At 37.8% G+C, this 20,163-nt stretch carries 21 protein-coding genes; 9 read left to right on the top strand and 12 right to left on the bottom strand.

Translation table 11 applies throughout. From position 1 onward, the window contains the following. Positions 1 to 37: 37 nt before the first annotated feature. Positions 38 to 763, top strand: coding sequence for an MIP/aquaporin family protein (locus NMK93_RS12655; protein WP_254527684.1), 726 nt, complete (start codon positions 38 to 40; stop codon positions 761 to 763). 150 nt (positions 764 to 913) lie between these two features. Here NMK93_RS12655 and NMK93_RS12660 read toward each other — a convergent pair whose 3' ends face one another. Beyond that, positions 914 to 1,768 carry a mechanosensitive ion channel family protein gene (locus NMK93_RS12660; protein WP_254527685.1) on the bottom strand — a complete coding sequence of 285 codons (855 nt, stop codon included), beginning with the start codon at positions 1,766 to 1,768 and terminating at the stop codon, positions 914 to 916. An 85-nt stretch (positions 1,769 to 1,853) separates the two neighbouring features. Here NMK93_RS12660 and NMK93_RS12665 point away from each other — a divergent pair, with 85 nt between their 5' ends. Both NMK93_RS12665 and NMK93_RS12670 read left to right on the top strand, forming a co-directional pair. After that, entirely contained in the window at positions 1,854 to 3,026 is a 1,173-nt protein-coding gene (locus tag NMK93_RS12665; protein WP_254527686.1) for a cysteine desulfurase family protein, read from the top strand. Between the two features lie 74 nt (positions 3,027 to 3,100). After that, positions 3,101 to 3,427, top strand: a complete 327-nt coding sequence (locus NMK93_RS12670; protein ID WP_185212618.1) for an iron-sulfur cluster assembly accessory protein — start codon at positions 3,101 to 3,103, stop codon at positions 3,425 to 3,427. 41 nt (positions 3,428 to 3,468) lie between these two features. On the opposite strand, the gene NMK93_RS12675 is transcribed toward NMK93_RS12670, so the two are convergent. From NMK93_RS12675 to NMK93_RS12685, 3 genes are read right to left on the bottom strand one after another with little or no spacing between them, the layout of a single operon-like run. Further along, positions 3,469 to 4,530: a DUF3810 domain-containing protein gene (locus NMK93_RS12675; RefSeq protein WP_254527687.1), complete on the bottom strand. Its 1,062-nt coding sequence runs from the start codon at positions 4,528 to 4,530 to the stop codon at positions 3,469 to 3,471. A 2-nt stretch (positions 4,531 to 4,532) separates the two neighbouring features. Then, positions 4,533 to 5,588: a nucleoid-associated protein gene (locus NMK93_RS12680; RefSeq protein ID WP_254527688.1), complete on the bottom strand. Its 1,056-nt coding sequence runs from the start codon at positions 5,586 to 5,588 to the stop codon at positions 4,533 to 4,535. Between the two features lie 6 nt (positions 5,589 to 5,594). Next, positions 5,595 to 6,506 carry a histone deacetylase gene (locus NMK93_RS12685; protein ID WP_308214529.1) on the bottom strand — a complete coding sequence of 304 codons (912 nt, stop codon included), beginning with the start codon at positions 6,504 to 6,506 and terminating at the stop codon, positions 5,595 to 5,597. Positions 6,507 to 6,917: 411 nt separating this feature from the next. Between NMK93_RS12685 and NMK93_RS12690 the strand changes: the two genes are divergently transcribed. Genes NMK93_RS12690 through NMK93_RS12700 form a run of 3 tightly spaced genes read left to right on the top strand, consistent with a single transcriptional unit; the run spans position 6,918 to position 8,658 of the window. Beyond that, positions 6,918 to 7,244, top strand: coding sequence for a hypothetical protein (locus NMK93_RS12690; RefSeq protein WP_185212621.1), 327 nt, complete (start codon positions 6,918 to 6,920; stop codon positions 7,242 to 7,244). 40 nt (positions 7,245 to 7,284) lie between these two features. Beyond that, the gene (locus tag NMK93_RS12695) at positions 7,285 to 7,935 is read left to right on the top strand and encodes a TatD family hydrolase (protein WP_254527689.1); all 651 of its coding nucleotides are present in this window, start codon (positions 7,285 to 7,287) and stop codon (positions 7,933 to 7,935) included. 3 nt (positions 7,936 to 7,938) lie between these two features. Continuing rightward, entirely contained in the window at positions 7,939 to 8,658 is a 720-nt protein-coding gene (locus NMK93_RS12700; RefSeq protein WP_185212623.1) for a ThiF family adenylyltransferase, read from the top strand. A 125-nt stretch (positions 8,659 to 8,783) separates the two neighbouring features. Here the strand turns inward: NMK93_RS12700 and NMK93_RS12705 are convergent, their stop codons facing one another. The 7 genes from NMK93_RS12705 to NMK93_RS12735 all read right to left on the bottom strand — a co-directional run bounded on the left by NMK93_RS12705 (position 8,784) and on the right by NMK93_RS12735 (position 15,420). Next, the gene (locus NMK93_RS12705) at positions 8,784 to 10,055 is read right to left on the bottom strand and encodes a pitrilysin family protein (RefSeq protein ID WP_254527690.1); all 1,272 of its coding nucleotides are present in this window, start codon (positions 10,053 to 10,055) and stop codon (positions 8,784 to 8,786) included. Next, positions 10,045 to 11,304 (bottom strand): pitrilysin family protein, encoded by a 1,260-nt coding sequence (locus tag NMK93_RS12710; protein ID WP_254527691.1) that lies wholly within the window; start codon positions 11,302 to 11,304, stop codon positions 10,045 to 10,047. The genes NMK93_RS12705 and NMK93_RS12710 overlap by 11 nt, the downstream gene beginning before the upstream one ends. Positions 11,305 to 11,326: 22 nt before the next feature. Further along, on the bottom strand, positions 11,327 to 12,223 hold the full coding sequence (gene hemF, locus NMK93_RS12715; RefSeq protein WP_185212626.1) for an oxygen-dependent coproporphyrinogen oxidase: 897 nt from the start codon (positions 12,221 to 12,223) through the stop codon (positions 11,327 to 11,329). Next, a complete protein-coding gene (locus NMK93_RS12720; RefSeq protein ID WP_262890807.1) occupies positions 12,223 to 13,218 on the bottom strand; it encodes an NAD(P)H-dependent glycerol-3-phosphate dehydrogenase in 996 nt (331 codons plus the stop codon). The genes hemF and NMK93_RS12720 overlap by 1 nt, the downstream gene beginning before the upstream one ends. A 191-nt stretch (positions 13,219 to 13,409) precedes the next feature. Continuing rightward, positions 13,410 to 13,871: a GyrI-like domain-containing protein gene (locus tag NMK93_RS12725; RefSeq protein ID WP_254527692.1), complete on the bottom strand. Its 462-nt coding sequence runs from the start codon at positions 13,869 to 13,871 to the stop codon at positions 13,410 to 13,412. Positions 13,872 to 13,939: 68 nt separating this feature from the next. Then, positions 13,940 to 14,878, bottom strand: coding sequence for an alpha/beta fold hydrolase (locus tag NMK93_RS12730; RefSeq protein ID WP_254527693.1), 939 nt, complete (start codon positions 14,876 to 14,878; stop codon positions 13,940 to 13,942). An 89-nt stretch (positions 14,879 to 14,967) separates the two neighbouring features. Then, positions 14,968 to 15,420, bottom strand: a complete 453-nt coding sequence (locus NMK93_RS12735) for a GNAT family N-acetyltransferase (protein WP_254527694.1) — start codon at positions 15,418 to 15,420, stop codon at positions 14,968 to 14,970. 480 nt (positions 15,421 to 15,900) lie between these two features. Here NMK93_RS12735 and NMK93_RS12740 point away from each other — a divergent pair, with 480 nt between their 5' ends. Next, a complete protein-coding gene (locus tag NMK93_RS12740) occupies positions 15,901 to 16,311 on the top strand; it encodes a hypothetical protein (protein ID WP_254527695.1) in 411 nt (136 codons plus the stop codon). Between the two features lie 60 nt (positions 16,312 to 16,371). Here NMK93_RS12740 and NMK93_RS12745 read toward each other — a convergent pair whose 3' ends face one another. Further along, positions 16,372 to 17,181 (bottom strand): hypothetical protein, encoded by an 810-nt coding sequence (locus NMK93_RS12745; RefSeq protein WP_254527696.1) that lies wholly within the window; start codon positions 17,179 to 17,181, stop codon positions 16,372 to 16,374. A 512-nt stretch (positions 17,182 to 17,693) separates the two neighbouring features. Between NMK93_RS12745 and NMK93_RS12750 the strand changes: the two genes are divergently transcribed. Further along, on the top strand, positions 17,694 to 17,972 hold the full coding sequence (locus NMK93_RS12750) for a hypothetical protein (protein WP_254527697.1): 279 nt from the start codon (positions 17,694 to 17,696) through the stop codon (positions 17,970 to 17,972). A gap of 902 nt (positions 17,973 to 18,874) precedes the next feature. Next, entirely contained in the window at positions 18,875 to 19,687 is an 813-nt protein-coding gene (locus NMK93_RS12755) for a hypothetical protein (protein WP_254527699.1), read from the top strand. The last annotated feature ends 476 nt before the right edge of the window (positions 19,688 to 20,163 follow it).

The raw sequence follows: 20,163 nt of genomic DNA on the forward strand, positions 1-20,163 counted from the left end.
ACACCTAATTGAAAACATATTACTATAAAACCTAAAAATGACACCATTTATAGCTGAACTTGTTGGCACCGCCGTAATGATTCTCCTGGGAGGCGGGGTTGTTGCCAATGTCGTATTGAACAAAACTAAAGGAAATGATTCGGGATGGATCGTGATCACAACCGCCTGGGCATTGGCTGTATTTGTAGGGGTCAGCATTGCCGCTCCCTTTTCAGGAGCCCACTTGAACTGCGCTGTAACCATTGCGAACTTGGCATTGGGCAAATTGGACCTTGCTACTTCCCTATCTTACATTGCTGCTCAGTTTTTGGGTGCTATGATCGGGGCAACTGTGGTATGGTTGGTCTATAAGAGTCATTTTGATGCTACGGAAGACCCTGCTGCAAAGCAAGCTGTATTCTGTACAGAACCTGCCATCAGGAACCTGCCCATCAACCTGATCTCTGAGGTTGTGGGAACCTTTGTTCTGATCTTCACTATCCTCCATTTTACGGATGCCAAGCTTTCGGATGATTCTGTGGTAGGTTTGGGTTCTATTGGGGCAATTCCTGTTGCTTTTTTGGTGTGGGTGATCGGACTCTCTCTAGGTGGAACAACGGGTTATGCGATCAACCCTGCCAGGGATTTAGGTCCAAGGATCGTACATGCCATCCTTCCGATAAGAAATAAAGCTGGATTTGATGCTGGTTATGCTTGGGTGCCTGTTCTTGGTCCAATTATTGGAGCATTATTAGCTGTAGGTTTGAATTTATTGATTCACTAAAAAAAATATGAAAAAGGGATTCTTTAGGATTTTGAACAAAATCAACCAGAAAGTACTTCCAAAGTATAGTAAGGAGGACCCTTCTAAACTAAGTAAGCTACAACAGGCTGTTGTAGCTTACCGATATTATGTTTTGATTAACTCAATGGATTAGGAAACGGCCTTGTCCTTTTCTTCGTCGCCTGGAGTTTCATCTATGACCTTCACTATATTGGAAGGGAATATTACATTCTTTCCATCTAAAACATTCTTGATTTCCTCGCTTATCTGGTTTTTCGTTGCCCAGAATACTTCGCGGTTCGCCCAAGCCCTTACCACCAAACTGATTCCTGATTCCTTTAAGTCACCCACGATGACCTCTTTCTTCGGTGCATCCAAAATACGTTCATCAGTATTTAATACCGAAAGGATTGCTTCACGAGCCACTTTGATGTTCGTATCATAGGAAACAACGAAAGTGAACTGCATTCTTCGCGCGGTGATCTTTGTATAATTCTTAATGACCGAATTCGCTAAGGTTCCGTTAGGACTAAATACGCGGATTCCGTCATCATCAATAATGGTGGTATACAATAGATCAATCCTTTCCACAGAGCCAGAAGAACCATTGGCACTGGATATATAATCGCCCACATCAAATTGTCTGAACACCAAGATCAGCACCCCACCTGCAAAGTTTGACAAGCTTCCCTGCAAGGCCATACCAACCGCTAGACCGAAGGCTGATAATGCAGCGATAAAGGAGGTGGTTTCAATCCCCATGGTATTAGCTACCGTCAGGATCAACAAGGCATACATCGCAAATTTTAAAAGGCTCTTGATAAAGGAGCGGATTGAAATATCAACATCTTTTTTGACAAAGCGCTTATCGATAAATTTCAGGACGAACTTTATGATGTAACGGCCTACAATTAAGATGAAAAAACCAACGGCTATACTCGGGATTTTAAGAAGGATTACGTCGAACAACTTCTCTAAGCTTGATTCTAAATTTGCAAAGTTCATTTTCTTGCTGTGATAATTTAGCCCAAAAATAAAAAAATAGTCTTTTATTCAGCTGATGGCTTAATATTTTAAATAACTTTAACATATGGACTACTGCTATTTTGATAATAATGCCACAACGAAGATAGACAATCAGGTCTTTGAAGCCATGCTCCCCTATTTAAAGGACTCCTACGGAAATGCTTCCAGCATACAGCATAAATTAGGGAGACAAGCCAATCATGCTGTAGAAAAGGCTCGTTTACAGGTCGCAGAATTATTGAATGTAAACCCTAAGGAAATTTATTTCAGCTCGGGATCTACAGAATCCATTAACACCGTAATCAAGGGAATCAGCAAAGCCTATCAATCCAAAGGCAACCATATCATCACTTCCAGTGCGGAGCATAAAGCTGTATTGAGCAGTTGTCACGCTGTGGAGAAAGAAGGTATGCAGGTTAGCTACCTCAAGGTGAACAAATTTGGAGTTATCGATTTGGAAGAATTAAAGAACGCGATCACAGACAAAACAGTTTTGATAAGCATTATGGCAGCCAATAATGAAACCGGAGTTCTTCAACCTATTGAAGAGATTGCCAAGATCTGTTTAGAAAACGATGTTCTTTTTTTCTGTGATGCCACCCAATGGATTGGAAAGCTGCCATTGGACCTCAGTAAGATACCTATCGATATTATCTGTTTGAGTGCCCACAAGATCCATGGACCGAAGGGAATTGGCGCATTATATATCCGCAGGAAGACGAAACCTACCCAGATCCCAGCCTTGATTGTAGGAGGAAAACAGGAATCAGGCTTTCGTGGCGGAACCTATGCTGTCCATCAAATTGTAGGCTTGGGAGAGGCAGCGAAACAGGTAGATTTCGACCATGATAAAGTGGAAGAGGTAAGAAATTACTTTGAAAAAAGGCTTCTAGAAGAGATTGAGGAGAGCGAAATCAAAACACTGGGAAGCAACAGATTACCCAACAGCAGCAATATACATATCAAACATGTAAAGGCAACAGAATTAATGACCAAACTTCCAACCATAGCTATTTCCTCTGGGTCGGCATGTGTCTCTGGAGATCGAGATCCTTCTCATGTTTTAAAGGCCATGGGCTATACCGATGACGAAGCCTATTGCAGCCTTCGCTTCAGCTTTAGCAAATACAATAGCAAGGCACAAATAGATTATGCGATTCCTCTCATTAAGGCCGCCTGTGAAAGCATTAGGAAGGATTCACCAATTTGGGAGATGTACAAGGAAGGATTAATTTGACAGAAGAAAGATGATTGAAATCATATTTCATATTTGTTTTATGTATTTTTGTAGAATTATTTAAAGGAGAAAGCATGGTTACCGTTACTGATAAAGCAAAAGAACGTATAAGCGCAATTATTAAGGAAGAGAACTACGATAACACTTATTTCGTACGTGTTGCTGTGGAAAGTGGTGGTTGCTCAGGACTATCTTACAAATTGAACTTCGACAATGAAGAGAAAAAAGGAGATCAGTTCTTCGAGGACAATGGAGTAAAGATTTGTTTAGATATCAAATCTTACCTTTATTTAGCCGGAACAGAATTGGATTACTCTGATGGTCTGACAGGTAAAGGATTTGAATTCCATAATCCAAACGCTTCAAGAACTTGTGCATGCGGAGAAAGTTTCTCTGTATAGGAAAAGATAAAATCGATAATAGGCTAGCTGGTTCAGCTAGCCTATTTTATTTCCCAGGCAATGATCAACCTACTGACCATTCCATATCTTGCCATCCCTTCGATCTGATTGTTATGTTTCAAATATTGGTTGTAAAACAAGCCTGATATATCCGATATCCAACCGGTATAGCGCAGCCAATAATCTTGGTCTTCCTTGATATCAGCTTTTACTAGTGGGGAAAGCTGCTCCTTATAGGTCTCGAACTTTACTTTATCGACCAGATATAAGGTCCTAAGCAGGTAGGTAACACTTTCATAATAGGCCGCATATTGATACCAAGGATCTGCATGGTCCTTCAGCTTAACAAAAGCGATAAAATTACATTCGTCTTCAAATCCAATCCCCATCTGATGGGATAGTTCATGGGCAACCGTGAAAGGATAGCTCGTTTTTGGCATCTCAGCATTGACATGAGCCTCATTGCTGAATGGATTGAAATAACCCGACACTCCAAAATACGAAGCCATAGGACCAATCAATGGGGTCTTAATCTCGACCTGCGACTTACTGAGCATAGGAAATGTTTGATCAGTTAACATCAATTCCTGAATCTGCCCAGCTGCCTTATCCCTATCCTGATCTGTAATATTTATCTGTTCCCGAAGCCCATTTGCCTTGGCAATATGGGCCTCCAGTACCGATAGATGGTCTTCTAGCTTTATGGTATCAACTTTTATATCCAATTGCTTACTGATGGGTATCCTATAATAGTTCAATGCCCAAGCAGCATAAAAGAAGATATAGAAAGTCAAGAGTTGGCCAATAAACCTTAAAAATCGTTTTCCTGACTGAGCATATTGCTTTTTGAAGAGCAAAACAATGGCTTTTATGAGTGTCCATGCAAGAAGGATAAAGATAAAAGCATAGATCAGGTCTCCGATACTAAAGGGTAACCAGCCAAAAAGAAATTTGGGGATATAAGCGTAAATGGGGTAGAAACCACGGCTATAAGCAGTTTCTACCCAACTCGAGTTTGATTGAAAGATCTGCAAGGCCAATATCAGCAAAATACAGATGCCTATCCATTTGTAATACTGCTTATTTGACTTAGGTCTTGCCATGACTAATCTTCGTTTTCGAAATACAGTTTATAATAATTCATTCCCTTATCCTCATCATAACCCTTTTCAAGGAGCTCACGCTTGCCATGCACGTAGATATGGAAGTTTTTATCCAGTTTAAGGACGGATTTATAGCTGCTTGCCATTTTCTTCACTGCTGGAGCAGCAATATCGAAGTTCGATTGGAAAGGAGTTTCAAACTCATCCTCAAAATTGCTCTTATAATCCTTGAATAGAGAAATAGCATCAGGGTTACCGATTACCTCTTCGTTGAACTCATCCTCCACAAAGGTTTCCTTTGTCTTGAAATAGTTCATGGAACGGTTCATCAGGTCAATTTTATCTGCTTTGTCCATATCAAAAACCTCATCTATCTTATCGTTGACAAAGTTCTTGTAGACTTTCATCAGGTTCCCGGTCTGTTGGTAGTTATCATTTCTGGTCTTCAGTTTTAAGAAATCATCCTTCCAGTACACCGCTTCAGAACCATTGGTCTGGTCCACACAGAGCACTTTATAGCCTTCCTCCTCTTCAACATTCACGATGACCACCCCTTTATCAAGTTTATTGATATTGATTGCTTTTTCTTCGTAATTCACCCCTAAGCCTGAAGCTTCGGTATAAACTTTCAGATAAGCCTCCTTATTTTCCGATTTAAAGATCCCTATAGCCTTATGCTCCTCTCCTTCCAATTGCACATTATCCAGAGCTACAACATACAGCTCTCCAGATTTGATCTTGGGATGTTCGGTTACTTCATACAGGAACTTAGCAATGGATTTTGAATACTCCACGAATCCCAATTCTCCTTTGAAATACTGTCTTGAAAAGTAAAAAACCTCATTTAGATCCAAGGTATCGTTAGGATGGTAGAATCGATAGACCTCATTCGCCTTAGCAAATGGTTTCATAAAATATTGCATCAACAGGTCTGCTAATATCTCATCAGATTTAACATCAACTTCTTCCTCAGATAAGGTAAAATACTCGTCTTGGCTTTTATTTCCTACATGATGGATTATCAGGTTCAGGAAACTAGCATCTTGGTGAAAAAACATAATTTTTTATAAATCGTAAATATCTATGGCAGTCCTATAGGTGTTGACATGAGCATTGACGATATCCTTGATGTGAACAGAATATCCGCCGCCCATACTCACTTCAACTGGGACTTTAAACTTCTTGCAATTTTGAAAGACAATCGCATCTCTCTGGCGGCAACCTTCCATGCTCAGGTTAAATTTTCCGAGCTTGTCAGTCGCCAATACATCGACACCTGACTGAAAATACACAAAATCAGGTTCAACTTTATTAAATAATTCGGGAATACTATCTGCTAATATGGAAAGGTATTCTTCATCTTCGACAGCATCGTGCAATGCGATGTCATAATGAGATTTCTCTTTTTTGAAAGGAAAATTCTTCTCACCGTGGATTGAAAAGGTAATGATATCGGGATGGTCTTCAAAGATATGGGCAGTTCCATTGCCTTGATGAACATCCAGGTCGATAATCAATATCTTCTTTGCCAGCCCTTCATGATACAGATAGGCGGCAGCTACTGCCTGGTCATTGAGCAGGCAGAATCCTTCGCCGAAGTCCCTTCCGGCATGATGGGTACCTCCGGCGGTATTGAATGACACAGCATTTTTCAGGGCTTCCAGGGAAGCCTTAATGGTTCCATCAATCAGATACCTTTCTCGCGCAACCAGCGATTCCGTCATAGGAAAACCAATCCGACGGACCATCTTCGGATCTAAGGTCAGGTTCAATAAAGCGTCAGTATATTGCTTGTCATGGGCTAGGTAGATGATTTCCTTATCAACCAATTCAGGTTCAAAGAAGGAATCTCTACCCACCAAACCTTCATAAATCAATTGCTCGGGAATCAGCTCATATTTCATCATCGGAAAGCGATGTCCTTCCGGCAAAGGTTGTATATAAGCAGTATGATGGGCGATTTTTAGCAATTTCAAGATTTTGAAACGAAGATATGCAATCCTTAAGCAAAATTAAATCCCTGCTTAAAATTCTTCCCATCTATTGTTATTATCAACACATTACCTTAACTTTAATACAACACTTAGTTAGCTGAATCTCATTTAGTTACTAAAATGTTTGACCATTATAAACAATTTATCATCAGGAGGTAATATGTTCAACAAGAAAAACAACTCCTCAAAAAATGAGTCCCAGTCGTCTGGGAAGCATCCTTTTATCAAAAATCTGAAGGCTAAACTGATAGCTGAAAGAAAGAAGGATATCATGAAGTTGATTATGGAGGACCTTAGGCACAATAATTTTGTTTTTAGTAATAATTAACCCATTATAAAAACGAAATAACGCGATTTCTGTTATACAGGTAGATACCTAGACAATGTAGCATTATGGTAATAGACATTAATTCTCTATTAGGAGCAGAAATCATAAAAACAGAAGAAGACTCCAAGTCGCAGACACTATTCGTAACCTTACTGCTGGATGATGATGCCGGCCATCATGGTCATGAGCGGAAAATGAAATTTGATCAGGTCACCCACTACTCACGCTCTGAAATTGCCCACGAAGGCTATCCAGTAATCCTCGAGATTTCAGAAACAGTCCCTGAAATCGAAAAGAATTTCGACAATGACCACAATCGCAAACGTTTTAAAATAGATACAACATCGGGAATTATCATCCTTGAATTTGAACGGGTAGAAATAATGGAGTAGTTTTTGCCAAAAATATCATTAGTTTAGAATCAAAATCTATATGTTGCTGATCGATATCCATACCCATAAACATGCAGAACCTGATCCGGGAGTCCTCACGCTGCCCAATGTCATTGTTTCCAAAGAGTCTATCTACAGAAAACCCTGCAGCGCAGGGATCCATCCATGGTATATAGATGAGAATTTTAATCTGCAGTTTGAAACCTTGCTGCGCTATCAGGCTCAAGAAGGAGTGATCGCCGTTGGTGAATGTGGTTTAGATAAATTGGCCTCTACTCCTTGGGAGAAGCAGGTCATGGCTTTCGAAAAACAGATCGAATTAGCCAATGAAATCAACAAGCCCCTTATTATCCATTGTGTCCGAGCCTATTCGGAAGTATTCAGTGCCTTGACCGCAAAACACAATCATGTTCCCGTCATGATGCATGGCTATGCAAAAAACTGGGCATTGGCAGAAACCCTCCTGAAAAATGGCTATTACCTATCATTGGGCCCACACATCTTACAGGGCGGAATGCTGGAGGTAATCCGCAATATCCCTCTCGATCGTGTTTTCTTAGAATGTGACGATAAGAATGCAAAAATCTCTGAAATTTATGCTTATTTTTGCCGCGCCAGAAAACTGCCTTTGCAGGAACTGGAGCAGCAGATCTTGCTGAATTTCAAGAAGGTTTTTAATTATAGTATATAAAGAATGATGGATATATCATGGCTTTCTCGTACCGAAGCACTTGTCGGTAGAGAAGCTCTGGAGAAATTGGCTAACTCCCATGTCATGGTACTTGGTCTTGGCGGTGTAGGTTCCTTTGCCGCTGAATTTATTGCACGGTCTGGTGTTGGAAAGATGACCATTATCGATGGAGATACGGTCGATCCCAGCAATAGAAACAGGCAGTTACCAGCCTTGGCAACCAATCATGGCCAAGCAAAGGCTGAGATCATGAAAGAAAGGCTATTGGCTATCAATCCTGAATTGGAACTTAATGTGGTGCAAGAGTTTATTCTGCCACAGAGCATCCCCGGTCTATTGGACTTAAAACCCGATTACTGCGTAGAAGCTATTGACAGCATCACGCCTAAATTGTTTTTCATTCGCTTGGCATTGGATGCCCAGGTACCATTTGTAAGTTCCATGGGTGCTGGTGGCAAGGTCGACCCAACTAAAATCCGAGTAGCCGATATTGGCAGTACCTTCAACTGTAAGCTTGCACAGCATATCCGCAAAAAACTCAAAAAACACGGCATAAAAAAAGGAGTCAAAGTTGTTTTCTCAACCGAACTCCCAGATAAAGAATCTTTACTGTACACCGATGGCAGCAATTTCAAAAAATCTGCCTACGGAACCATGTCCTACCTACCAGCAGCATTTGGTGGCACTTTAGCCTCCGTAGCAATCAGGGATTTAATGGCTTAAAATAGTATTTAGTATCAAGTATTTAGTATTTAGACCCTTTCAACCGTCTAAATACTAAATGCAACAAAAACCAAATAGCATTAAGACTCTTGTCTAACTACTAAATACTAACTACTAAATACTTCTTAACCAACAACCACCTTCACCATATCATCAACTCCCAAATAATTCTGGGCAATATCTTGAACTTGGTCGGCGTTGATATTACGCACGATATTGCTGTAATAGGTGTAATAATCAAGGTCTAATCCTGAAAAATAGACAGACTTGAATTTATCGACATGCGAAAATATAGATTCCAAGCTTCCTAGCATTGCCCCTAGCATATAGTTCCGCACCAATTCCAATTCTTCTTTGCTCACCTTTTCATCCTGCAATCTCCTGGACTCCAACTCGATCTGTTTCAAGGTATCTTCTGTGTATGCAGAACCAACATCAGTGACGATGGAAATAAAACCAGCATGGCTTAGGTTGGCCACCAACGAACCAACACTGTAGGTATAGCCTTTATCCTCACGGATATTGCTCATCAATCTGGAACCAAAGAAACCACCAAACAACGTGTTTACAAACTGCAACGCCGGATAATCCGCATGCGAACGCTTGATTCCAATCTTTCCTAGGCGGATGGACGATTGCAATGCTCCAGGTTTATCGACCTTAAGCAACTCCATATTATGTTCTGCCTTTTGGATAAATGGCGAATGATTGATCTGAACATCCCCTTGCCATTGATCTTCAAAGTAATTCCGAAAACTGAACAAGACCTCCGGAGTAATATTTCCCGAAAGGAACAATGTCGCGTTTTTAGGTTGAATCTGCTGTCTGTACAATCTTGCAATATCCTCCCTATCCAATCCCTTTAACAATTCATCCGTTACCGATTGTCCATAACGGGTGGAACCGAACAAGCTATCATAAAAGCGACGACGAGCGATAAAATCAGTTTTCTCCAATGAAATCTGCAGACTTTGACTGTTGTTCCTCACATAGGTTTGCAATTCCTGTTCTGGGATGATGGAGTTATTCAGGATATCATTGACTATGGGCAGGACCGCATCAATATGCTTACCCAATGAATAAAGCGTCAGGGCATTATAGTCAAAACTGAATTCAGGAACCAGATAAGCCCCGTAAAAATCAATCTTCTCTGCAATTTGGGCACTGTTCAATGAACTCGTCCCTTCCTTCAACATAGAGCTCAGAGCGGTGTTCCTAACCGGATTTTCAAAACCTTCAAAGAGATTATTGAAAACGAACTCGGCCTTTACCAGCTCCTGTTCCGGCGCATGGAACACAAAAACCTTCAGCCCATTGGAAAAATTGATTTCCTCTGGTCGCTCAAGGTTGATATCGCCAATTCCATTAATCGATGGTGCATGTATTCTATTCAGCATGTTCAGCCTCCTTACTTCTTGCATTGTACATTAATGTAGATGAGTTATCTCGTTGAAAGGTCTCCTGAGATACTCGCATGATATCTTCGGCAGTTATGTTCAAATATTTTTCTACTTCTTGATTATATAGTTCAGCATCCCCAAGCAATTCATAATATGCCAGGTTCATCGCCTTATCTAAGATCGATAGTTCAGCAAAGACCATGGTTGATTCAATCTTGTTCTTTACTTTGGTCAGTTCCTCCACAGAAACCAATTCCGATTTCAATTTATCCAGCTCCTCCCAGATTGCTTTCTCAGCATCCTGAAGGGAGACTTTTTCAACCGGCTTGCCCTCCACAACGATAAGGTTGCTATCCAAGCTACCCAGCACATATGCATTGATCTCGCTGAATAATTTGCGGTCCTTTACCAATCTCCTGTAGAGTCTAGAGGAGCTTCCTCTTGCCAGCACATCCGTGATCAGATCAACCACCTGATAGTTGGGATCTAGCCGATCTACCGAATGGAAAGCGATGTAAATACTGCTCACCGGAACATCCGCGGTTACTTCTTCCAGGCGGGCCGCTGTTTGCTTAGGCTCTTGTGGAAGGTTTCTATCATTGGCTTCCCCAACCGGAATATCAGCGAACCATTTTTTTGCCAATGCCTTGATGTCCTCTAACTTTACGTTACCGGTAATGGCTACAATGGCATTATTAGGGGTGTAGAACTTCTTAAAGAAAGCCTTTACATCCTCCATTTTGGCATCCTCGATATGCTTGACTTCCTTCCCTATGGTAGCCCATTTATAAGGGTGCACCTTATAAGCCAAATCCCTCAGCTTCAGCCAAACATCACCATAAGGTTGATTCAGATAACGCTGCTTGAATTCTTCGATCACTACATTGCGCTGAACCTCCAAGCCCTGCTCATTAAATGCCAAGCCCATCATACGATCCGATTCCAACCAAAAGGCAGTTTCAATATTGTTTGCGGGTAAGGTGATATAGTAATTGGTGATATCGTTTGAGGTAAACGCATTATTTTCACCGCCAACTCTCTGTAAAGGTTGATCGTAGTTCGGAATATTTACTGAACCACTGAACATAAGGTGCTCAAACAGATGGGCGAAGCCAGTTTTGTCTTCCTGCTCATCCCGTGCCCCTACATTATACAAAATGTTCATGCAAGCCATAGGACTATGAGGGTCCTCATGGACAAGCACTTTCAATCCATTCTCAAGAATGAATCTTTCAAATTTTATCATTGAATCTGAATTTCAATAAACACTAAACCCAGTTAATCCCCTTTTTCAATAGGGACAAAGTTTTTTCTTCTTTAGAATCTTGTTCGGTTTGGAAATTATAGAACCAATTCGCTTGTTCTGGCAAGCTCATCAATATGGATTCAATCCTTCCATTGGTCTCTAAGCCAAATTTAGTACCTGCATCATATACCAAGTTAAATTCCACATAACGGCCTCTCCTCAGTAACTGCCAGTTCTTTTCAGCTTCTGTAAATTGTTTATTTCGGCTTCTGTTTACTAATTCACTATATACTTTCGGGAAAAGATGGCCAAGATCACATGAAAAGTCAAAGATTTCCTGATCAGAGATACCTGCCTTTTCAGGAGTCAATTTATCGTAAAATATACCACCGATCCCTCTGGTTTCATCCCTATGCTTGATAAAGAAATACTGGTCAGCCCAATCCTTGAACTTAGGATAGAATTCCGATGAATACTGATCACAGACTTTCTTCAGTTCCTGATGGAAATAAGTAGCATCGGTTTCATCCACATAATGCGGAGTCAGGTCAATACCACCACCAAACCAACGTATATTTTCATTCAATTCGAAATACCGGATGTTCATATGGATAATCGGCACCCATGGATTATTGGGGTGGATCACAATGGAAACACCTGTAGCAAAGAATTCATCTTCATCTACGCCAAATGCTTTCTTGATCTGCTCAGGAAGCTTTCCATGTACAGCAGAGAAATTTACCCCACCTTTTTCCAATATATTTCCATGTTGGATGATACGGGTCCTTCCTCCACCTCCACCTTCACGTTCCCACAGTTCTTCCTCAAAACGAGCCTTTCCATCCAATGCCTCTAGCGCTTGGGTGATCTCGTCTTGAATCTCTTTATATTTTTCAGCGATTTGATCTTTATTAATCATTACGTCAGTTTATCCGATAATGCTTTCACAGCTAATGTAGCTGATTGATTTTTGTATAAAATATTGTAAACGGTGTTGCAGATTGGCATATCCAATTGATGGTTCAAGATAATATCTTGGATACAATCAGAAGCAAAATATCCCTCTGCCACCATATTCATTTCCATCTGTGCAGATTTCACACTGTAGCCCTTGCCGATCATGGTACCGAAGGTCCTATTGCGGCTGAATTGCGAATAGGCTGTCACCAATAGATCCCCTAAATAGGCCGATTGATTGATTTCCCTTTTCTGCGGATCGATAGCATTGACGAAATACTCCATTTCACGGATAGCATTGGATATCAATACCGCCTGAAAGTTATCGCCATAACCTAGACCATGGCAGATACCACAAGCCAATGCATATATATTTTTAAGGACAGCGCCATATTCTACGCCCAACATATCATTGGACACCACTGTTTTTATATAATGGTTTTGAAAAAATTGAGCAACAACAGCAGCATTTGCAGTGTTTTTCGAAGCAAAGGTCAGGTACGAAAGTTTTTCAAGCGATACCTCCTCCGCATGGCAAGGACCACCTACAACAACCGTATCCTCCAATGGCACCTCGAATTTCTTGTTCAAAAACTCGCCGACGATCATTTTTATGGATGGCACAATTCCTTTGATGGCGGATACCAGAAGTTTATCCTTGAAATCATCAGGTTGAAGATCCTGCAAGGCGTCTTCAAGATAAGCTGCTGGAGTATTCAGAATAATGATATCCGAATTTTGGAATACTTCCTTTGGATCAGAGAACAAACTGATATGGTCCAATTTAACTTCAACAGCACTTAAGTAAGATGGATTATGATGGTATTGCTCTATATAATCAATATCTTCCTGCTTGCGAACCCACCAATTGATATGTTTAGTCTGTTGGTTATCTGTCAACATTTTGATCATTGCAGTAGCCCAACTTCCACTACCTATAACTCCAATTTTTGCCAAAAGTTCCCTCCTTTATTTGTATGAAAAACAAAGATACCAATAAAAGCCCGTTGCTAATGTAAAATAAAGCTTGATTTTACCGCTTATACCTTAAAGGCTGGCCCATCAATCCAAAAATAAAACGATGCAGAAATCAAAAAAAGCCACCAATGGCAGCTTTCCTATTAAGAATTTCTTTAACTAATCTACAATTAACGCACGGAAACAAAGATTTCAAGGGATGGTACCTCGGCTTGGCAAGTTTCAGCAGAGTAGACTTCAAAATCCGCTCTATATGCTCTGTCCAGATCAGAAGCCCAGATTTTTTCCCAAGCTCCATAAATGGCAGGACCTGAAATATCACCTTCCACAATGGTCTTTTCATAATTCGAGGCCGGAATCTCTTTCCCGACCATATCCACAGGAACCTCATCCAAGGAACTCACCCTGCACCCCAATAAGGTTAGATAAGGATGTTGATAGTCACTTTCATAATCTGTGTAGATACAATAAACAGTGTCATCGATTCGATTAGGAATTTTAGAATCCAATCGTTCCCCTGCAAATTTTGCCCAAAGTGCAGGAATATCCTGTGCCGCTGACCCATCGGTGTTACAGGTTGTGACAGCAATGCCAATCACATAAAACCTTTCAATATGTTCTCTACTCATCATTTTTCGCATTTATTTAGGACAAAGAAAAACAAAGCTATGACAACAGCCTGTCAGCATCATCCCCAAACTCAAATCTTGATTAATAACCAGTCCAATATTTTCTGATAAACATCCTTCTTTACATCCTCATTCAATAGTTCATGCCTCATTTTTGGATAAAGCTGATACTTGACATCCTTGCTCCCATGTTCGACCAACTCCTCAGCAGATTTTTTCACCCCTTTCCCAAAATCACCAATCGGATCGTCCTCACCACTCAAAAACAGAACCGATAGCTCTTTTGGAATCTTTTTGACCCATCCGTTCCCACTGCCCCACAATGTCACCTGCGCCGCTCCATAAAAAGCATTGTCCGTAAAGTCTATCCCACAGTATTCATCAGTAAGGTAATTATCACGATTCTCCAAGTTTAGGCTCAACCAATTTAGATCCTCATGGTTGGGCTCATCCTTAAACTTCCTGTTATTGATCTGGGCAAACTTATCGTTCATAAAACTGGACCTGGAATTTGGAGCTACTCGATTAAGAACTCCCAAAAACTTCGTGCCCAGGGAGCTTCCCTTCATTGCATGTCCCGAACCGATCAGGACGGCTCCCCTAAATTCTTCCCCTATCTCCTGAATGACATTCCTCGAGATAAAGGAACCTAAAGAATGTCCTATAATGAAATGAGGCTGATCTTTGTACTGCGAATTCAAGAACTTCGACATGCCTATAGCTACCTGAATCAAAAACTCCCCAGGTTTGCTTTCATGGAAGAAACCTAATTCTTCTTTATCCTTGGCAGTTTGTCCATGACCAGGATGGTCATAGGTTAGGACTGCAAATCCGTTTTTCGAAAGAAAGGTAGCAAATTCATCGTATCGACCGCTGTGCTCCTGCATACCGTGCAGGACAATGATGCTGCCGAATATTTTGTCGGAGCTAGGAAGATATGAGTTGTAAAAGACGTCGAGGGTTGTGCCTTCAAAGGAAATGGAATGAGTTCCGGATTTTTTAATAGCCATGTTTAAAGTTAAAGATTTGGAGAGAGGAAAGGAAATGGGTAGGTTATAATTTAAACAGATTGACAGATAATTTTATAGATACTGTATTGTTAATCAGCTAATTTCATCCTTAACAGAGGGTAGTTTCTTCCTTGGTCGTCCTTATCAGTTCTTTCAAATATTTCAAACCCAAACCTATGATAAAACTTCACTGCTTTTGAGTTCTGCTCATTTACATCTACTTTGTCTGCATTTAGTTTTTTGACTGCGAAATGTAATAATTTCTGTCCCAGCCCTTGTCCGAAATATTTAGGGTCTAAAAAGAGCATTTCAATTTTCATATCCGCAACACCAATAAAACCTAATATTACTTTTCCATTTACTAAACAAAAAACCTGAAAATCATTGAAATTAATTGTACTGACTAATTCCTTAATTTCTTTAAAATCATTTGGGGTCAAGAAATCGTGTGTCGCAAGAACTGATTTTTCCCAAACAGTCAAAACTTGTTGCTTATATGCATCGGAATATTTAATAATTTCAAAGCTCTCAGAAGGCATCATGCTAATATATTTATTGATTGCTGTTGCAAAATTAAATAAAATATCAACTGTATCTAATGATGTGATCGCTTTAGGGAAAGGATTAAAAAACGTTGTGACAACTGAAAGCCAAATGCATTCTCTAATTGCAAAATTGAACGCCTAAACAGCCTTTACATGATATTTTCAAAATGAAGCTGAAAATTAGATAGCCTCTAGGCAAACCCCGCCCGGCAAAAGGTTCGATCCCTTGAACCTTTGACAGTTAACTACACAGTACCACGTGTAAATGTAGGAGCTAAAAGGAAATCAAAAGCCAAAAATTAATTATTCATATTTAATTATTCGTTTAGACAGACCACATGTTGTCTTTTTTAGTTATTTTAAAAACTATACTTTTTATTAACCAAACTTTTTATTTATGAGAACGATATTTTTCTATTCGGTATTCTACTTTCAAAAATAAATGTATTTGCTCAAAGGGTTAGTTTAAATCAATTGTTGGAAATACAAGATGAATCCGTTGTAATTGCTGAAGATTTACTATACAAAATGGGATTTCAATTTTCTCCATCTTCTAAGTTAGGTGAATATGATAGTTTTGATTTTATAAAGAATTCAAAAAATGATGTTTCTTATATGGGAATATCCAAAAAGGTTTTTGAAGATTATAATATTTCAACTACATTTTTCACGCTATATAGAACTGATTATAATCTTATCAAACAAGAGTTAACATCTTTAGGTTTTAAACATACCGAAACAGAAAGTGTAGATAGTACCACAACTCATTATTATAAAAAAGGTGATACTATCATTGAATTAAGTTATAATTATTATGAGCAAGCTGAAATCTTTCAGTATTTCATCAATATAACTAGCGAAAGTGGTTTTAGATATTATATGTTATGAAATAGGAAATGATTTATTATTAATATAGATTATATAAGATAGAATGCTACCCATAATAAATTAGGCTTTTTTATTACTTATTTTTAACCAATCCTCAAGCCTGATTTCTTTTACATTGTCTTCAGCTTTATAATTATTTATTATATTAACTATTTCTTCTTCATTTAGATGTTTAGAATTATTCAATGGTTTTATTAAATAATGTTTAACGTTCTGAATGGTAACAATCAATTCTACTTCATCTTCTACCGATTTATAATTATTCCTATTAGAAACAAAATAGTTCAAATTATTTAAGAATGAGAAAAAATCTCTACCTAAACTATTAAAAACTATTAACCTTAATAAGTTCATATCAATAACATCAAAGCCATCTTGGTATATAAGCTTATTTATTACATTGAAATGTAAATCAATTTTGGATAAAAGAGTCTCAATTTGAGTCAAGTGAATTTTAAGAAATTCAAGAGATATTTCCCTTTCTCCTAACTGATTATTTATAGATAAAATATCTAGGTAATTATTATCTTGTTTCAATTCTGTGACTAATGCGATCAATAAATCAGTTCCCCTTTGTAATTTATTGGAAATAATATTATTATTAACTTCATCTTGTTGGTTCTGTAAAGCATCTTTTTGGAATAATAAAGTTTTATAAAGTAATAAAACACTTATCAGACCGATAAACGAACCAACAACACCACCAAAAAAATCACCCACATTTCCGGTAGCTTGAATATTAAGTTCCCCCTTCAGCAAGAAATAATTTCCACATAAGGAGGTTAAGAATATTATTGATATTAATCCTGCAATAATAGATACTATAATTATTACCGTATCAATAGTCTGATATTTATTTTTAGCTTTCATTAGCTTTATTTTTTGTTAAATAATAGGGTTGAAATATCTAATATAAAAAATAAACCTATTGATTATTGTATGTCCTAGAGAATTGGATTCTAATTGTGTTTGTTCATTGTATCGTACTTTTCCCCAATATGGACTTTTTACTTATCATTGGTATTTTCATCGGAATAGTCGTTATAACTGCCTTAATGAGAGCTAAAAAAACAATATACCAATCAGGTCTAAACAATTACCTGACACCTTTGGTTAAGGTGCTGATGATATGCTTGCGTTAATGGTCAGTCATATGTTTCAACTGCATTTTATGCCAATAGTACCATTACTTTAGATAGTTGCAGTTTTACCACAGCAGAATTGAAATCAATTATGGAAAATCTTGGTGATTTGACTGGACTGGATTTTTGGACATTCATAAAGGAGCGTTTGAGCGGAAATAACAAAAATTATTCAAAGCATGATGATAAGATAGGTGAAAAATTAATTATGTTTAAGGTCTAATCAAACTAATTAAAGATATGAATCCAAAAAACAACGAACTTAACCGGGAAAATTTAAAAATAGTTTTAGGGAAACTTAAATCTGTCAAGACCCTAGATGAATTAAATGAATATTGTGATTTTAGTGTTGAAAATTTGTTCAACGGTTTAAGTAACCATACAGTTCAAAGTACTACACTAAGCGTTTTACCTGATAACATAACCTTTGAAGATGCTAAAAAGCAGAGAATAAATGAACTAACAAAACTAATTGATGAACTTGAAAAAAATAAAGAGTTTAAAACAGAAGAAGAATAAAAACAAAAAAAGGGATAACTGACTAAACTATCCCTTTTTTTATTTTGTTTTTTAAGCGTTCGTTCTCTAATTCCAACTGCTTTACATCATTTTCCATTCCTGAATTATCTGAACTTGGTATTTAATTCTTCTATCCATATTTAATTTCATTGCTATTCTTGTTTTTTTATTTCATAATGGTATCCCCCATGTTGGGGGATACCATTATTTTATGATAATTTTTTGTTGTTTAAGACGGTTTTAGACACTTTGTATCGTTCAGCTTTATGCCATTCTCAAAAGATAATCGATTCTAGGCTACCTTCTGAAGGTCTACATTAATATTTTGGTTGGCTATCAACTGCTGAAATCATGACATTCACAACCTTAATATTATTCTTTACCAGATAATCAAACATATATCAAAAATGAAAAAAACAAGTTTTATAAAAAATATAACCACAGGTATAGGTTATTTTTATAAAAAACAATGAAGTGGATACTTTATAACTTTTCCAAAAGATAACCGATTTTAGATCCTAATGGGAGTTTAATTTTCAAAGGTTTAACTCCTTGGTGGGTGGTTGGAGGCGCAACCCCTTCTATATTGACTATCCCAGTAACAGATCACTGTGAGGTTATTGAGATATTAGGAATATTGTTTATCTACGTAACAACCTCAACCAATTGAGATATTTCTATTTTATTTTAAAAGCCTAACCTTAGTTTCAATCCTGTTGAGATTTCAAGATTGAAATTAAGATTAAACATACTTGTGTTTATTACCTTATTGAGATAGTTTAAAACAATTGAGTTAAACATAATTGTTTCAAGTTTGAATACTTTAACTAATTAAGATAAAAATATCCGCACAGATTCCATATATCGATATATTTGCAACACAACAAACCAAACATTGAACTATGAACAAATACCTGAAATTCTCACTAATCACTATCACAGCCTTTATTGCATTCTTTTACGGCTATTACGAACTGTTCAACCAATATCTTGAATCCCCAACAAACAGCTTAGAAGCAAGCAACACCACCATACAGTTCATATTATTGATAACAGGCATAATCACAATCGTATTCCTGTATATCAACTATCAACAACAAAGAAATCAAATCAAGGTTCAGCAAAACGAACTGGAAAGCAACAGAAAGGATGTAGAATTCAACAGGGCAATAGATTTGATATACAAACAACTGGAAAGGACAAAACAACAACTCAATATTGGGTTTTCAGATTTAATGGACATAAGAAGCACAATCAAAGAAAACAATTTCTGCCTAGTAGAACATCACAGCCTTGTTGGAATCACCAAAAAATTCAAAGCAGAGCAAAATATCTATGAGACCATTTTAAAAAAATCAAGGCTAGATCCTGAAGACCGTAAATTCCTAATAAGGCTGATATATGAAAACCTTTTCAATGAAACCAAAACCTTCATAAGTATGTTCAATCAAGATTTCAAGAAAGAACTGGAAAGAGAAGGTAAATATGAAGAAATAAAGGAAATATTTATTGGAAGAAGGATTGAAGCATTAAGGAAAACACCCGACTTTGCAAACGCCTCAACAAAAAACATCTTAAAGTATATCGACAATGAAGAAATCAAAACCCTTGAATCTACCTATACACAGCACCAACAAGACTGCAAGTCTATGGTTAATATCTATGAGCTGTTAAGAAAGAACAATGTACCAATACCTGATTCCATATTTCAATAAAATCAAACTGAACATTGTTCTGTTTTGTCATATATTTATTAAATAATATTCTGTTTAATATTCCTTAAGGTATGGGTTTATATACGGTTTATTGATGCGGTTTGATAAAAATAGGTGTTTTTTGACCTTTGATGTGTTGTAAAAACAATATGTTAGCAAAACACAACAGGTTGGTATATAGAGAATTAATCAAGTATTAAGCAAAATTTTAGTAAATGTCGCTGTCTATGCCCCGACAAAGTGAACTAACCAATCAACCTTACCAATCACCGCGACAGAATCATTCACAGAAGTCTTGTAAAAAACTATCTCAACCGCATCCAAATCATTTAATAAAAAATAAAATAGTCTCAACAGTAATCTATAACAACCACCTTATTACAATCCAAATAAACAGTGCCAAAACTGTGTCTAAAGTTTAAACTAATTAGTTTAAAATATCTAATCTTCAAAGCTATCAATAATCAATTTCGAAT

Source organism: Sphingobacterium sp. LZ7M1, from assembly GCF_024296865.1.
GTDB lineage: Bacteria > Bacteroidota > Bacteroidia > Sphingobacteriales > Sphingobacteriaceae > Sphingobacterium.